This is a genomic window from Arthrobacter sp. 754 (genome assembly GCF_040548695.1).
GTDB lineage: Bacteria > Actinomycetota > Actinomycetes > Actinomycetales > Micrococcaceae > Arthrobacter.
Genome location: NZ_JBEPSC010000001.1, coordinates 412,638 through 427,937, shown reverse-complemented (window position 1 = coordinate 427,937; position 15,300 = coordinate 412,638). Strand labels below are relative to the sequence as shown.

At 64.3% G+C, this 15,300-nt stretch carries 14 protein-coding genes; 4 read left to right on the top strand and 10 right to left on the bottom strand.

Features of this window, described 5'->3' with window-relative positions; translation table 11 throughout:
• Nucleotides 1-14 precede the first annotated feature (14 nt).
• Genes rsgA through ABIA70_RS02045 form a run of 3 tightly spaced genes read right to left on the bottom strand, consistent with a single transcriptional unit; the run spans nt 15 to nt 3,027 of the window.
• A complete protein-coding gene (gene rsgA / locus ABIA70_RS02055) occupies nt 15-1,130 on the bottom strand; it encodes a ribosome small subunit-dependent GTPase A (protein ID WP_108599233.1) in 1,116 nt (371 codons plus the stop codon).
• On the bottom strand, nt 1,114-2,505 hold the full coding sequence (gene aroA, locus ABIA70_RS02050) for a 3-phosphoshikimate 1-carboxyvinyltransferase (protein WP_354145943.1): 1,392 nt from the start codon (nt 2,503-2,505) through the stop codon (nt 1,114-1,116). The genes rsgA and aroA overlap by 17 nt, the downstream gene beginning before the upstream one ends.
• 6 nt (nt 2,506-2,511) lie before the next feature.
• Nucleotides 2,512-3,027: a DoxX family protein gene (locus ABIA70_RS02045; protein ID WP_354145942.1), complete on the bottom strand. Its 516-nt coding sequence runs from the start codon at nt 3,025-3,027 to the stop codon at nt 2,512-2,514.
• Nucleotides 3,028-3,285: 258 nt separating this feature from the next.
• On the opposite strand from ABIA70_RS02045, the gene ABIA70_RS02040 reads away from it, so the two are divergent.
• Both ABIA70_RS02040 and rsrA read left to right on the top strand, forming a co-directional pair.
• Nucleotides 3,286-4,245 carry a sigma-70 family RNA polymerase sigma factor gene (locus ABIA70_RS02040; RefSeq protein WP_502917168.1) on the top strand — a complete coding sequence of 320 codons (960 nt, stop codon included), beginning with the start codon at nt 3,286-3,288 and terminating at the stop codon, nt 4,243-4,245.
• A complete protein-coding gene (gene rsrA / locus ABIA70_RS02035; RefSeq protein WP_354145940.1) occupies nt 4,242-4,502 on the top strand; it encodes a mycothiol system anti-sigma-R factor in 261 nt (86 codons plus the stop codon). Before ABIA70_RS02040 ends, rsrA begins: the two co-directional genes overlap by 4 nt.
• 95 nt (nt 4,503-4,597) lie before the next feature.
• Here the strand turns inward: rsrA and ABIA70_RS21635 are convergent, their stop codons facing one another.
• The 7 genes from ABIA70_RS21635 to ABIA70_RS02005 form a co-directional block, all read right to left on the bottom strand.
• Nucleotides 4,598-4,672 (bottom strand): 50S ribosomal protein bL37, encoded by a 75-nt coding sequence (locus ABIA70_RS21635; protein WP_104061284.1) that lies wholly within the window; start codon nt 4,670-4,672, stop codon nt 4,598-4,600.
• 106 nt (nt 4,673-4,778) lie between these two features.
• Nucleotides 4,779-5,390, bottom strand: coding sequence for a PadR family transcriptional regulator (locus ABIA70_RS02030; protein WP_354145939.1), 612 nt, complete (start codon nt 5,388-5,390; stop codon nt 4,779-4,781).
• Entirely contained in the window at nt 5,390-6,235 is an 846-nt protein-coding gene (locus ABIA70_RS02025) for a DUF4097 family beta strand repeat-containing protein (RefSeq protein ID WP_354145938.1), read from the bottom strand. The genes ABIA70_RS02030 and ABIA70_RS02025 overlap by 1 nt, the downstream gene beginning before the upstream one ends.
• Before the next feature lie 170 nt (nt 6,236-6,405).
• Nucleotides 6,406-7,206 carry an IS3 family transposase gene (locus ABIA70_RS02020; RefSeq protein ID WP_354146572.1) on the bottom strand — a complete coding sequence of 267 codons (801 nt, stop codon included), beginning with the start codon at nt 7,204-7,206 and terminating at the stop codon, nt 6,406-6,408.
• Between the two features lie 50 nt (nt 7,207-7,256).
• Nucleotides 7,257-7,580, bottom strand: coding sequence for a helix-turn-helix domain-containing protein (locus tag ABIA70_RS02015; protein ID WP_354145937.1), 324 nt, complete (start codon nt 7,578-7,580; stop codon nt 7,257-7,259).
• A 277-nt stretch (nt 7,581-7,857) separates the two neighbouring features.
• Nucleotides 7,858-8,457 carry a GDSL-type esterase/lipase family protein gene (locus ABIA70_RS02010; RefSeq protein WP_354145936.1) on the bottom strand — a complete coding sequence of 200 codons (600 nt, stop codon included), beginning with the start codon at nt 8,455-8,457 and terminating at the stop codon, nt 7,858-7,860.
• A 119-nt stretch (nt 8,458-8,576) separates the two neighbouring features.
• Complete coding sequence (locus ABIA70_RS02005; RefSeq protein ID WP_354145935.1) at nt 8,577-12,389, bottom strand: multifunctional oxoglutarate decarboxylase/oxoglutarate dehydrogenase thiamine pyrophosphate-binding subunit/dihydrolipoyllysine-residue succinyltransferase subunit; 3,813 nt, start codon at nt 12,387-12,389, stop codon at nt 8,577-8,579.
• Nucleotides 12,390-12,865: 476 nt separating this feature from the next.
• Here ABIA70_RS02005 and ABIA70_RS02000 point away from each other — a divergent pair, with 476 nt between their 5' ends.
• Together ABIA70_RS02000 and ABIA70_RS01995 are read left to right on the top strand one after the other, a co-directional pair.
• A complete protein-coding gene (locus ABIA70_RS02000) occupies nt 12,866-14,200 on the top strand; it encodes a hemolysin family protein (RefSeq protein ID WP_354145934.1) in 1,335 nt (444 codons plus the stop codon).
• Nucleotides 14,197-15,267: a hemolysin family protein gene (locus tag ABIA70_RS01995; protein ID WP_354145933.1), complete on the top strand. Its 1,071-nt coding sequence runs from the start codon at nt 14,197-14,199 to the stop codon at nt 15,265-15,267. Before ABIA70_RS02000 ends, ABIA70_RS01995 begins: the two co-directional genes overlap by 4 nt.
• Nucleotides 15,268-15,300: the final 33 nt, after the last annotated feature.

Below are 15,300 nucleotides of genomic sequence, written 5' to 3'. Positions count from 1 at the left end.
TGGGCGTCCAGCAGCTAGCTGATGCTGCCCAGTTCCTTGGTTTCCTGGCCTTCCAGCCGCGGATCTGCGCCCAGCAGCCGCCTCAGCGATGCGAGCCGGGCCGGTCCGGTTGGGCCCGCGTTGCCGGCGGCCACCCACGCGTCCACTCCGCAGTTGACGGCGGCGGCGTTGTGCTTGCAGCCGCGTTCGCAGGCATCAGTGCCCGGCTCCAGGTCCGGGAAAGACCGCAGGATCCGGTCCGGGTCCACGTGGGCCAGGCCAAACGAGCGGATGCCAGGGGTGTCGATGATCCAGCTGCCCGCCGGGGCGTCGGTCAGTTTCAGGGCCAGGGCCGACGACGACGTGTGGCGGCCGCGGCCCGTCACCGCATTCACGCCGCCAGTGGCACGTTCCGCTCCCGTGAGCGCGTTGACCATGGTGGACTTGCCAACGCCGGAGTGGCCCAGCATCACCGTTACTTTCCCGTCCAGGTGCGCCCGGAGCTGCTCCACCGCATCGCTGTCCAGCCGCGCGGAGAGGCCGTCGTCCGAGCGGGCGTCGATGCCCGAAGCTGCGGAGTCTGCCGTCCGGCTGATGATGACCGGAAAGTCCAGGTGCTCGTAATTCGACAACAGTTCAGCAGGGTCCTTGACGTCCGCCTTGGTGACGAGCAGCAGCGGCTCAATGCCGGCGTCGTACGCGGCCACGAGGGCGCGGTCAATAAAGCCTGTGCGTGGCTCGGGATTGGCGGCGGCCACCACCACCACCAACTGATCAGCGTTGGCCACCACGGCACGCTCAATCGGGTCCGTGTCATCCGCGCTGCGGCGAAGCAGGGTCCGGCGGTCCTGGATCCTGACCAGGCGGGCCAGCGTGTCCGGTTCGCCGGAGACGTCCCCTACGAGGGAGACGAAGTCGCCGGCCACCACGGGGGAACGCCGCAGTTCGCGGGCCCGCGCGGCAATGATGACCCGTTCGTCCCCTGAGCCTTCACCGACAATGGCGGTATACCTGCCGCGGTCAACGGTGATGATGCGGCCGGTGACGGCGTCGTCGTGGCTGGGCCGGTCCTTGGTACGCGGCCGGGAACCCTTCTTGCTCGGCCGGATCCGGACATCGGACTCATCCCAGGAATCAGTGCTGCGCGCCATCGCTGGAACCTTCCGCCACCGCAGCTGCTGATCCGCCCTGGGCGAGCATGTCCGCCCACATCCGCGTGAACTCCGGCATGGTCTTGGCTGTGGTGGCGATGTCTTGGACCTCGATACCGGGTACCGCCAGGCCCAGGATGGCGCCCGCGGTTGCCATCCGGTGGTCGGCGTAGCTGTGGACGACGCCCGCGTGCAGCTTGGCAGGGCGGATCACCAGGCCGTCGCTGGTCTCCTCGGCATCGCCGCCGAGCCGGTTGATTTCGGTGACGAGTGCTGCGAGCCGGTCTGTCTCGTGGCCGCGCAGGTGAGCGATGCCGGTCAACGTTGAAGGACCGCTGGCCAGGGCACAAAGCGCCGCGACGGTAGGGGCAAGTTCGCTCGTTTCGGCAAAATTGCCACCCTTGATCTCAGGTCCGCCGGTAACAGTCAGGACACCGTCAGCCATGCTGACTTCCGCGCCCAGTTCCGCGAGGATGCTTCGCCACAGATCTCCCACCTGCGTGGTTCCTTCGGGCCAGTCCGGAACCCGCACCGTTCCTCCCGTGGCCAGTGCAGCGGCCAGGAAGGGGCCAGCGTTGGAGAGGTCCTGTTCAATGCGCCGGTCAAACGCGCGGATGGGTCCGGGCGCCACCACCCAGTGGTTGGGCACCGAGTCATCAACTGCCACGCCTACACCCCGGAGCACTGCGACTGTCATGTTGATGTGGTCCAGGCTGGGTACGGGTTTTCCAACGTGCTCAAGGTGGAGTCCCTCAGTGAACCTCGCACCCACCAACAGGAGCGCGGAGACAAACTGTGACGACGCGCTGGCGTCGATCACCAGGTGGCCGCCCCGGACTTCCCCGGTGCCCTCAACGCTGAACGGCAGCGAAGAGGGGGTGCCGCCGTCGTCCGTTGTCACTGTTACGCCGAGCCCCTTCAGCGCCTCGATGATGGTGCCCATGGGGCGCTTCCTGGCATGGGGATCGCCGTCGAAGTCGCTCACGCCGTTCCGCAGTGCCGCAAGCGGCGGGACAAAACGCATCACGGTTCCTGCCAGCCCGCAGTCGATGCGCGTCCGTGACGACGGCGCCTCCTGGCTCAAGGGAACGACCTCGAGGTCCGGCCCGAAGGCGCCGTCGCCGGGCACCTCGGTGATGGTGGCACCCAGCTGGCGGAGCGCATCAATCATCAGGGCGGAATCCCGGGAGTGCAGGGGGGCCCTGAGCCGTGACGGGCCGTCGGCCAGCGCGGCGAGCACCAGGAATCGGTTGGTCAGGGATTTCGAACCCGGCACTGTGACAGTGGCGTTGATCGGCCGGCCGGCGAAGGGGGCCGGCCAGTGCGGAACAGTATCGGGGGCGGTGGCGGAAGCTGCGGGGGTGGAACCGGTCATCCGTCCTTACGCCCCCGTTGCCTGCTCCACGGCACGGCGGACTGCCTTGTCCGCCTTATGGAGCTGTTTGCCGGTGGTCTTTTTGGCATCCGCGGCGATGTGCTCGGCACGCCAGGCGAGGCCCGGCTTGCCGGCGGTGTCAACTGATGCGAGAAGAGCTCCGCCGCTGAGTGAGACGTTCTTCAGCAACTGGTTCCGCCGGGCCTCACGGCCTGCTTTGGTGCTGACATCGGCGCTGCGCCATTCCACGAAGGTGTTCAGGAGCGAGATGACTGTCAGTACCGTTGCCGAGAGACGGCTGAACTTGCCTAGGCCGAACAGCACCCCGGCGCCAACCTGCGTTCCGCCGATTACCCGTGCCAGCGTCCGCTCGTCGGCCCGGAAGGGCAGCGATGCTGCTGCTTTCTTCAGGAGCGGCGAAAGCTGCTGGGCGGTGTCGTCGGCATTCTTGAGCTTGTCCAGCCCGGCGGCGACGAAACTCGAGGCAAGCATGGGACGGGCGAGATTACGGACAAAGGACATGGATTTCCTCCTGGCTGGACGAACCGCGTCGAATGCGGCGAAGTCGGTTCTAGTCTTGCACTTTTGGGGAATATTTGCCTGCCACGTGGGGTTATGGATTGCGGGTCCGTCGAACGTTTGGCGGCCCGAAGAATTGACCGGCAACGAATTGCCGCCAGAGATACGCGCCTCTTCCTCAGTGGCCAGTGCTTGGAACTGGCTTTACTTGGAGTGGCCTGACACAGAGTGGAGTTGCCCTTGAGATCGCTGTTGGACGGGATGGACTCTTCAGGCCCCGTAGTACTGCATACTCTGGAATCCGATCCTCCGGAGTACGGAACACCGCGCGCCAAAGCCGTCACAGTAGACTTGAACTCAATGAGCACCCTGGATCCGGCCGTTGAGGCCATGTATGAGGCCTCCGGACGCGAAGCCAAAGCGAGCAACAACGCCCAGCGTGGAGCTGCCGGGACGGGCACAGCCGGGTCTGAAGCGGAGGTGCCTGAAGCCGCAGTGCCTGACGCAGGGCCGGAAGCCGCAGTAACTGAAGCCGCAGTGCCGGAAACGGATGCGTCGGAAACGGACGCGCCGGGTTCGGCCGAGCAGGCCGTGGATGTGGCCACGGAATCAACCGAAGAACGCCGGATCCGTTTTGAGCGCGACGCCATGCAGTATGTGGACCAGCTCTACTCGGCGGCCATGCGGATGGCCCGGAACCCCGCGGACGCGGAGGACCTGGTGCAGGAGGCCTATACCAAGGCGTTTTCGGCCTTCCACCAGTACAAGCCCGGCACCAACCTCAAGGCCTGGCTGTACCGGATCCTGACGAACACGTACATCAATCTTTACCGCAAGCGGCAGCGTGAGCCGCTGCAGTCGAACTCGGACAGTATCGAGGACTGGCAGCTTGCCCGGGCGGAGTCGCACACTTCCCGCGGACTTCGGTCGGCGGAGGCGGAAGCGCTGGACCACCTGCCTGACACAGACGTCAAGCGCGCTTTGCAGGCCATTCCGGAGGAGTTCCGGCTGGCGGTGTACTTCGCCGACGTCGAGGGCTTCGCGTACAAGGAAATCTCGGACATCATGAACACGCCCATCGGCACGGTGATGTCCAGGCTCCACCGCGGCCGGAAGATGCTGCGGGACATGCTGGCGGAATACGCCGCCGAAAGAGGATTCAAAGGTGCCGTCGAATCACAGGACACGGCGGCAAATACAAAACAGGAGAACCGGAAATGAGCGACTGCCAAGGATTGGGCGACTGCGATGATACGCGGATGCAGCGCATCTACGAGTACCTCGACGGAGCGCTGACCCGCGAGGACATCACGGAGATCAAGCACCACCTTGATGAATGTCCTGACTGCACCGAGCAGTACGACCTCGAGTGCGTGATCCGCAAGGTGGTCAAGCGCTCATGTACCGAGGCCGCCCCGGCGAACCTGAAGAATGCCATCCTGGACCGGATCCACGCCATCCGCCCGGTGGACGCCTGACGCGCCTGATTCAGCAGCAGAACCAAAGACGAAGGACCCCGGATGCCGTGTGGCTTCCGGGGTCCTTCGCTTAAACCGATATTCCAAGCTGTTGCTTAGGCGTTGGGGCGCTTGCCGTGGTTCGCGCCGCCACGCTTACGGTCACGACGTTTGCGTGCACGTTTGCTCATAGCTGGCCTCCTTAAATGTTGGTACTCAAAAGAGCTGCCCTCAAGTCTCCCACACCATGGGACAGGCCGTGAAACCGGACGCGCTCATGGACGGTTGCGCGGCGGCTCAGCCGGGCAGCGAGTTGCGGATGGAGATACGCGCCTGGTCCAGCACCGTTTTGACCGTTTCAAGAGTCACGGGGCTCAGTGGCTGCCGGCTCGCGTGCAGGCGGAGCTCTACCCGGAGATCGTCTCGGAATGCCTGCAGCAGCATTTCGGCCTCCTTGAGTTCGCGGATCCCTTCGGTTGGCTGCCGGCCGATATTCCTGAAGTCGGCGGCCCGCGCGGTGGAACGGGCCGCCTCGGCCGTCGCCGCCAGGTCTGCGCGCAGCCCCCGCATGTTGGCGCGGACGTCCTCGCGCAGATTGTCGGCCAGACGGCGGACAGAGGCGGAAATGTCATTTTCGACGCCGGCGAGCTCGTCCCTGCGCTTGTTCAGCTCTGCGAGCCCGGCCTCCGTGATGCGGTAGTTGGTGCGGCGGCCTGCTGTTTCGGTAACCACCAGCCCCTCTTCCTCAAGCTTGCCCAGCCTGGGATAGATGGTGCCGGCGCTGGGGGAGTACGTGCCGCCGAACCGCTCGCTTAACGCCTTGATCAGGTCGTAGCCATGCTTTGGCCCGGACTCGAGCAGGGCCAGCAGGTACAGCCGCAACGCACCGTGGGCGAATACCGGAGGCATCAGTGTGCTGCTTCCGGGTCTTCGGCTTCCCCGTTCCGCGCCGGCTGGCCATGGAAAATGGACGTCTTGCCGGATACGGAGTTGGTACGGACCAGCATGAGCTTGCCGTCCGGTCCGGCAATTGTCTCCAGCTTGCCGCCGGGCTGGGTGTACTTCTGGTCGTCGATAACCACCACGCCGCCGCCGGCTGACTTCGCCACGATGTCCACCCCGACGTCGTGCGGCAACCTGATGGTGAGATCGCCCGACACCGAATTGGCGCCGAAGTCGTTGGTGAAGCTGAGCAGGTCAAAACTCATGTCGCCACTGACGGTGTTGGCCCGTATGTTGGTGAAATGGCCGGACGCTGTAACCTCGCCCGAGACACTCTTGGCGGTCAGGACGCCGTCGTGGTTTCGCACGATGACTTCGCCGCTGACGGTGTTGACGTGCAGGTCCCCGGAAGTGCCGTCCGCCATGACGGAGCCCGAGACTGTATTGAGCCGGGTGTGCCCACTGATGCCCGAAACCAGTCCGTCGCCGCTGACCGTGCCTGCTTCCACATCAATGCCGGCGGGCAGGGCGATGCTGATGACGGCCGAGTTGTTGCTGTTGTGGTTGACCGTTCCCATCAGGTTCTTGAACCACCCCTGCGGGCCGTGCAGTTGGTGGCGGACCTCAAGCCGGCCATCGGTCAGCGACACCGCGACAGGATCGCCGTGGACGTCCGTGATCTCCACCCGGGCGACGTCCTCCGAGTGGGTGACGACGTCGAACCTTCCGCGGACCATGCCCAGCTTCAGTGACTTAACGGCGTCCAGATCAATGGTCTGCGGACCTGTGACGGTCCAGTTGTTCTCCGGCATGAATCCTCCAAGACCGCGATATATCGTGACTGATAAACCCAAGATACTCCCCAGTACATTTCGGGTCAAGATATATCGCGAACAGACGCTCTCGCACTTACTGCGCGTTTTCCGGCAACGCTCTGTCGCGCTGAACTGGTCCCGAGAAGTTGGACTGGCTAAATGAGATCCTAAGCTGCTAGGGCTTGGGCTCGGTATTGCACCGGGCTTAGGCCTTCGAGCTTTGTGGAGATTCTTTTGGTGTTGTACCAGTGGATGTAGTCCTTGATTGCAGCTGCCAGTGCGTCGGTGTTGAGGAAGCGGACGCGGTGGAAGAGTTCTTCCTTGAGGTGACCGAAAAAGTTCTCCATGACGGCGTTGTCGTAGCAGTTGCCCTTGCAGGACATCGACTGGACCGCGCCGGCGCCCTCGATCAGGGTGCGCCAGGAGGCGTGGCGGTACTGAAAACCCTGGTCCGAGTGCACCAGCGGCTGCTGACCGGGCTGCAGGCAGGTCAGAGCCTCACGCAGGGAATCGTTGGTGAGCGCCAGGTTCGGCGACAAGCCCACCGTATAAGAAATGATCTGCCGGTCGAAGAGGTCCATGACCGGTGAGAGGTAGAGCTTCCGGCCGCCGACGTTGAACTCGGTCACATCGGTAACCCACTTCCGGTTCGGCGCATCAGCCTCGAACTCCCGGTTCAGCACGTTGGGCGCTACCGCGCCCTGTTCGCCCTTGTAGGAGTTGTAGCGCTTCCTGCGCCGGACCTTGCAGACCAGCTGCAGTGAGCGCATCAGCTTCAACACGGTCTTCTTCGCGACCGTCCACCCTTGATTGAGCAGCTCCGTATGGACCCGCCGGTGCCCATAGCGGCCATGGTTCGTCTCGAAGACCTCGGTGACCGCCGCTTTGAGCTTCCCTTTCGGGTCGGGCGCCTGGAGCCGGGCCTGGTGATAGAAGAACGTAGACCGGGCCAAACCCGCGACCTGCAGCAGGACCGGGAGAGGATAGTCAGCCTTGAGAGAAACGACGGCCTGGACCTTTACCGTCGTCCCTGTTCCCTCAAGGCCCGCAGTTTTCCCAGATACGCCACCTCAGCGCGCAACCGCTCATTCTCCCGCCGCAACCGCTCAAGCTCGGGCAACTCCGCAGGCGGCGGGGAATCGGGCTTCCGCGGTCTGCCTCCAGGCTTAGGCCGTAACCCGTCCTCACCTTCGAGCCGATACGCCCGGACCCACTTCTGCAGCAGCTCACGCGAGGCCAGACCTGCCTCGACTGCAAGATCGGGGCCGGTCTCGCCCGCGAGGAACCGCTCGACCAAGGCGAGCTTGAACTCGAAAGAGTATGACCTCGCCGGCCTGCTCACCAGCACTCCTTGCCCATGAATCCTCCACCGCCCATACAGTGCCCTGACCGGCACACGAGGCGCATCGAGCGACCGAGCCGCCGACATGTACCCGACACCCTTCTCAAACAACGCTACAGCCGCCGCGCGCTGAGCCTCAGACAATGAACTACGTGCATGCATAAAACTGCTCCCCGGAAGTCCGAACTGAATTTCTCAGTCCAACTTCCGGGGAGCAGTTCACGCGGTGACAGAGGGTTGCACGTTTGGCTGCAGCAAGTGAGAGAGGGTTGGTGGCCTACTCCGGTGTCGCGAGCCCCAGCCACTGGAACCAGCCGCGGTGGAGGACCAGCCACGCCATGAGGCCATAGCCGGCCTGTCCGGGGGTGCCGGCGTTCGCCGCCAGGTCCTGGCGCCACTGTTCGTGGTTCAGCAGCGGGGAGAACGTGTCCACGTAAAGGTGCTTGCGCCGCGTGGTGACGTCCGCGAAGGCTGTGTTCAGCTCGGCGAGGCGGCGGTTCTGTTCGGGGTCCAGGGTGGGCGGCGGACCCACCACGAACACCTCGATCCGGTTCTGCGAGGCGGTGTCGAGGATGTTGGCCAGGTTCAGGCGGCTCCGGGCAGTGGACAGGCCGAACTCGATGTCCCGTCCGGAGAGTCCGATCACCAGGCGGTTCTCGTGGTCGTTGCCGAACCGCCGCCCTGCCTCCTCCAGCCACCGTGCAGCCAGGCCTTCCGTGCCCTCCTGGGGACAGGGGAGGGCATAGCTTTCCAGCGCCATGCCGTCCTGCGGAGTGCGGGCCAGTACGCGGCCCAGCCAGCCGAGCGCCCTGGGATCGCCCAGCCCGGCCAGCAATTCATCTCCTACAGCTGCGAGTCGCAGCTTCCTGTCTTCCACAAGTCCCTCTTTACGTCCGTGCCGGCTGGGGTCAGCCGGCATGTCTATGATCCACCCATTAAACAGAACTGCCCGGCCGGAGTCTGGTATTTCGACGTCCGGCCGGGCAGCCACCGTGGCTACTTCCGTGCAAATGCCTGCTTCAGGAGGGAATCCTGCTCGGCAGCGTGGCGCTTCATGGATCCCGCAGCGGTGGAGGCCGATGCAGGACGCGACACGAGCCGGACCGGGCGGTCCAGCGCGGTCGGCAGGTGGAGGCCCATGAACGGCCACGGACCCTGGTTGGCGGGCTCGTCCTGCGCCCAGATAACCTCGGCGTTCGGGTACTTTGCCAGTTCGGCCGCAATTTCCGCCTGCGGCAGCGGGTAAAGCTGCTCCACACGGACAATCGCGGTGGTCTTGTCATCGGTCTTCTGCCGGGTGGACAGAAGGTCGTAGTACAGGCGGCCCGAGACCAGCAGCACGCGTTCGACGGCGTTGGCCGCCAGCTGCTCATGGTCACCGATCACGGGGCGGAAGGCGCCGGTCGTGAAGTCTTCGACGGACGAAGCGGCAGCCTTGAGGCGCAGCAGCTGCTTCGGCGTGAACACGATCAACGGCTTCCGCGGCCGGCTGTACGCCTGGCGGCGCAGCAGGTGGAAGTGTGATGCGGCCGTCGTCGGGTTGGCCACAATCATGTTCTCTTCGGCACACATCAGCAGGAACCGTTCGATCCGCGCGGAGGAGTGGTCCGGTCCCTGGCCTTCGTAGCCGTGCGGCAGCATCAGCACGAGGGATGAACGCTGGCCCCACTTCTGCTCGGCCGAGGAGATGAATTCATCGATGATGGTCTGCGCGCCGTTGACGAAGTCACCGAACTGCGCCTCCCACAGGACCAGCGCGTCCGGCCGCTCCACGGAGTAGCCGTATTCGAAGCCCATTGCAGCGTATTCGGACAGCAGGGAGTCGTAGATCCACAGCTTGGCCTGGTTGTCGGAGAGGTGGCCCAGGGGCAGCCACTCGTTGCCGTTGGCGCGGTCGTGGAACACGGCGTGCCGCTGGACGAAGGTGCCGCGGCGGGAGTCTTGGCCGGCAAGCCGGACAGGCACGCCCTCCATGATCAGCGAGCCGAAGGCTGCGATCTCGCCAAAGCCCCAGTCGATGCCGCCTTCGCGGGACATCTGTTCGCGCTTTTCGAGGAGCTGCTTGAGCTTGCCGTGGACGGTGAAGTCCTCGGGGATCTCGATGTGGGCGTGCCCGATCCGGGCCAGCGTCTCCGGGGAGATGGCAGTGGAGACCGGAGCATTGGAGCCGGAGTCGGACTGCTGGGCGATGGGACGCTCCAGGTCCGAGACGGCAGCGGAGTCCGCGGTGATGATCGGAATCGGCGAGGTCTGGGCAGCATGTGTCTCGGCGAACACCCGCTCCAGACGTTCCTGGTAGTCGCGCAGCAGCTGCTCTGCTTCTTCCTCGGTGATGTCGCCGCGGCCGATCAGTGCCTCGGTGTACAGCTTGCGGACGGAGCGCTTGGCTTCGATCAGGTTGTACATCATGGGCTGGGTCATCGAGGGATCGTCACCCTCGTTGTGGCCGCGGCGGCGGTAGCACACCATGTCGATCACCACGTCCTTGTGGAAGCGCTGGCGGAACTCGTAAGCGAGCTGCGCGATGCGCACCACGGCTTCGGGATCGTCGCCGTTCACGTGGAATACCGGCGCCTGGATCATCTTGGCAACATCAGTGGAGTACGTGGAAGAGCGCGACGACGACGGTGCCGTGGTGAAACCGACCTGGTTGTTGACCACAACGTGGATGGTGCCGCCCGTGCGGTAGCCACGGAGCTGGGAGAGGTTCAGTGTCTCGGCAACCACGCCCTGGCCCGCAAACGCAGCGTCGCCGTGGACCATGATGGGCAGGACCGGGAAGGCCTCGCCCTGGTCCAGGCGGTCCTGCTTGGCGCGGACGATGCCTTCGAGCACAGAATCAACTGCCTCGAGGTGGGACGGGTTGGCGGCGAGGTAGACCTTGGTCTCGTTGCCGTTCTCCGAAGTGAACGTACCCTCGGTGCCGAGGTGGTACTTCACGTCGCCGGAGCCCTGCACCGAGCGGGGATCCTGGGTGCCTTCGAATTCGCGGAACACCTGGGCGTAGGTCTTGCCGGCGATGTTGGTGAGGACGTTCAGACGGCCGCGGTGGGCCATGCCGATCGCGACCTCGTCCAGGCCGTCGTCGGCGGCGTCGGAAATGATGGCATCGAGCAGCGGAATCAGGGATTCGCCGCCCTCGAGCGAGAAACGCTTCTGGCCGACGAACTTGGTCTGCAGGAAGGTTTCGAACGCTTCGGCTGCGTTCAGCCTGGACACGATGCGCAGCTGCTCTTCACGGCTGGGCTTCGAGTACGGGTGCTCCAGCTGGTCCTGGAACCACTTGCGTTCCTCCGGCTCCTGGATGTGCATGTACTCGATGCCGGTGGTGCGGCAGTAAGCGTCACGGAGCACGCCCAGGATGTCGCGGAACTTCAGCATGGGTGCGCCGCCGAAGCCGCCGGTGGGCCACTCGCGGTCCAGGTCCCACAGCGTCAGGCCGTAAGTGAGGACATCTAGGTCGGGGTGCTTGCGCTGGACGTACTCCAGGGGATCGGTGTCAGCCATCAGGTGGCCGCGCACGCGGTAGGAGTGGATGAGCTGCTGGATCCGGGCGACCTTGTTGATTTCGTCAGCTGGATCGACCTGCAGGTCGGGGCTCCAGCGGACCGGCTCGTACGGAATGCGGAGGGACTCGAAGATCTCGTCGTAGAAGTTCTGCGCGCCCAGCAGCAGCTGGTGTACGAGCTTGAGGAACTCGCCGCTGCCTGCACCCTGGATGACGCGGTGGTCGTAGGTGGAGGTCAGCGTGAGGACCTTGCTGATGGCGTTGTGCGCGATGATTTTCTCGCTGGCGCCCTGGAACTCGGCCGGGTAGTCCAATGCGCCGACGCCGATGATTGCGGCCTGGCCCTTGGAGAGGCGCGGCACGGAGTGGACAGTGCCGATCCCACCGGGGTTGGTCAGCGAAACCGTGGTGCCCTGGTGATCGTCAGCGGTCAGCTTGCCGGCGCGGGCACGCTTGATGAGGTCTTCATAGGTGTGCCAGAACTCGGAGAAATTGAGGGTCTCCGCCTTCTTGATGTTCGGAACCATCAGCAGGCGCGTGCCGTCAGGCTTGGGCATGTCGATGGCAATGCCGAAGTTCACATGGGCGGGCTGGACGGCGACCGGCTTGCCATCAATCTCGTCGTAGTAGACGTTCATCGACGGGAACTGCGACAGGGCCCGGATGACGGCGTAGCCGATCAGGTGGGTGAAGGAAACCTTGCCGCCGCGGGCGCGGGCCAGGTTCGAGTTGATGACCACCCGGTTGTCGATCAGCAGCTTGGCCGGAATGGCCCGGACGCTGGTGGCCGTGGGGACCTCAAGGCTGGTGACCATGTTGGTGGCAATGGCCTTCGCCGGGCCGCGAAGAACGGAAACGACGTCCTCTTCAGGAGCCGTGGGTGCCTTGACGTTCTTGGGCAGCTGCGCGGGGATCGGCGGCGTGCCGGTGCCTGCCTCGGTCTTCTTTGCGCCGTCGCGGGCGACCGTGGCCGGGGCCTTTTTTACCGGTGCAGGGGCGGCCGGAGCCGCCTGGGCGGCTGCCGGGGCCGGTGCCGCGTGCTTCGCCGGGGAGGGCGCAGCCGCAGGAGGGGCCGGCGGCACGGCAGGCATCTCACGGGTGGCGGGGTTGGCTACGGCAGTTGCCGTGCTCCCATTGGAGTTGGAGGAAGATCCGCTGCCTGAGTCGAAGGATTCGAACAGGGGCCACCACTTGGCATCCACGGTGTTCTTGTCCTTTTGATACTGCTCGTACAGTTCATCGACGAGCCACTCGTTTCCGCCAAATTCCTCGGGTAGACGGTGGCTAGGCTGCTCTGGCACTTGAAATACGCCTCTTCCATGAGTTTGATTTCTCTCTGGTCGCCAAGGTGCCGCAGCACAACATTCGAACCAGTCTCTGCGTCCTCTGAACCCAGACCTTTGCCAGTCTAATGAGCATCCTGTGTTAACTGCCAATAAGGGTGACCCAAATCATGGAATGACGTCCGGAAGCCCAATTGTGGCGCGCCGGGCACACCCGCCAGGGCCTTTTTCGAGGACAGGGACGGGCCAATCCGCTCCTGTAGACTGTGATCCTTATGGACAGTAAATCTAGGTGCCGGCCTGGGGGCTGTCAGCGGAGCGTAAACAGCAGCGCCGCGCAGTCCACCCGCAGAGCCGGCAAACCCCGTTCACGCGCCCATCACTCTCCCTCGGTTCATGCCGGCAGAGCCTCTGTGGAAACATCATCGGCCCCGGCCGACCATCCTCCGCCTGGCAGCATTCCCCGGACTCCGGCCATTTTGGCGGGATGCTGAATGGAGTGGTTGCTCCTCGCGGCAGGCTTCCTGCTGATCGCCGGCACCGGTTTCTTCGTCGCCGTCGAATTTTCCCTTATTGCTCTTGACCAGGCCACTGTCCAGCGTGCCATCGACAACGGTGACACCGGAGCTGTACCGCTCCTGAAGTGCCTCAAGTCCCTCTCAACCCAGCTTTCCAGCTGCCAGCTCGGCATCACGCTCACCACGTTGCTGACCGGTTACGTGATGGAACCGTCCGTGGGCCGGCTCCTCGAAGGTCCGCTGGCCGCCGTCGGCATCCCCGAAGTGGCTGCCGCATCCATTTCCCTCGTCATCGCCATGGCGCTGGCCACGCTGCTGTCCATGCTGCTCGGCGAACTGGTGCCCAAAAACATGGCCATCGCGCTCTCCTTTCCGGTGGGCAAAGCGCTGGCGCGGCCACAGCTGGTTTTTACGGCGATTTTCAAGCCCGCCATCGTGGTGCTCAACGGCTTCTCCAACAAAGTACTGAACATCTTCGGTCTTGAAGCCAAGGAAGAGATTTCCGGTGCCCGGACGCCCGCCGAGCTTGCCTCCTTGGTGCGGCGCTCCGCCGCCATGGGAACGCTCGACGCCGGCACGGCCAACTTCGTGGCGCGGACGCTGAACTTTTCGGCGCGGACGGCCGCCGATGTCATGACGCCGAGAATCCGCGTTGAAACCATCGACGCCGACCAGCCGGTCTCGGAAATCCTGGACGCCGCGCGGCGCACCGGGTACTCCCGTTTCCCTGTTATCGGCGAGTCCTCCGACGACATCAAAGGCCTGGTCCACGTCAAAAAAGCCGTTGCCGTGCCCTGGGACCGCCGGGCCAACCTGGAGGCCGGTGCCATCATGACCGATGTCCTCCGGGTGCCGGAGACCATCCACCTTGATGCCCTCCTGGCCGAACTGCGGGAAGGAAACCTCCAGCTCGCGGTCGTACTCGATGAATACGGCGGAACGGCTGGCATCACCACCCTTGAGGACCTCGTGGAGGAAATCGTGGGTGAAGTGGCCGACGAACATGACAAGGTCCGCCCGGGCCTGCTCCAAAGCGCCTCGGGTGACTGGTACTTTCCCGGACTGCTGCGTCCTGACGAGCTTTCCGAACAGATTCCCGGCCTCACCGTTCCGGACGAGTCTGCCTACGAAACCGTCGGCGGGTACGTCATGAGCGAGCTGGGCCGCATCGCCCTCGTGGGCGACACCGTCCCTGTTGGCGGGGGAAGCCTGAGCGTGACAAGAATGGACGGCCGAAGGATCGACAGAATCTGCTTCCACCCGGTCTCGCCCGAACCAGAGCCCGCTCCGGATGACAGGAGCGCACGATGAGTGACTGGGCCGGAATTCTCTGGCTGATAGTCCTCCTGCTTGGCAACGCGTTTTTTGTCGGCGCCGAGTTCGCGGTGATGTCCGCGAGGCGCAGCCAGATTGAACCCCTTGCCGACGCCGGTTCCAAACGGGCGCAGACAACCCTGCGGGCCATGGAGAACGTTTCGCTGATGCTGGCCTGCGCGCAGCTGGGCATCACCGTATGTTCCCTGCTGATCCTGCAGGTGGCCGAACCGGCCATCCATCACCTGATGGCTGCGCCGCTGGAAGCCGTGGGGCTGCCAGTGGAGGTCGCCGACGTCGCAGCCTTCGCCATCGCCCTGATGGTGGTGACCTTCCTCCATGTGACCTTCGGGGAGATGGTGCCGAAAAACATCTCGGTATCCGTGGCTGACAAGGCCGCACTGCTCCTGGCTCCGCCGCTGATGTTCGTGGCAAGGCTGGTCAACCCGGCCATCGTGGCGCTGAACTGGTCTGCGAACCACATCCTCAAGCTGCTCCGGATTGAGCCCAAGGATGAAGTGAACTCGTCTTTCACGTTGGAGGAAGTCCAGTCGATCGTTCAGGAGTCCACCCGCCACGGGCTGGTGGATGACGACCAGGGGCTGATCACCGGCGCGCTCGAGTTCTCGGAATATACGGCATCGAACATCATGGTGCCGCTGGATAACCTGGTGATGCTGAAAGCGGCCACCACACCGGTGGAATTCGAAAAAGCCGTGAGCAGGACGGGGTTCTCCCGGTTCCCCATGCTCGATGACGACGGCATCATCGCCGGCTACCTGCACGTGAAGGATGTGCTGTCGATCCCCGACTCGGACTATCAGCATCCCATCGCCGAGAGCCGGATCCGGTCGCTGGCTAATCTCTCCCTGGACGACGAAGTAGAGACAGCAATGTCGGTCATGCAGCGCACGGGCTCGCACCTTGCCCGCGTGATCGGCGCCGACGGGCAGACGCATGGAGTCCTGTTCCTTGAGGACGTGATCGAGCAGCTCGTGGGCGAGATCCGGGATGCCACCCAGGCGACCGGAATCAGGCGGCTCGGGCAGCCCAATGGTGACTAGAGTGGGCGCCGGCCGGACCCGAGGTCTTTTCTA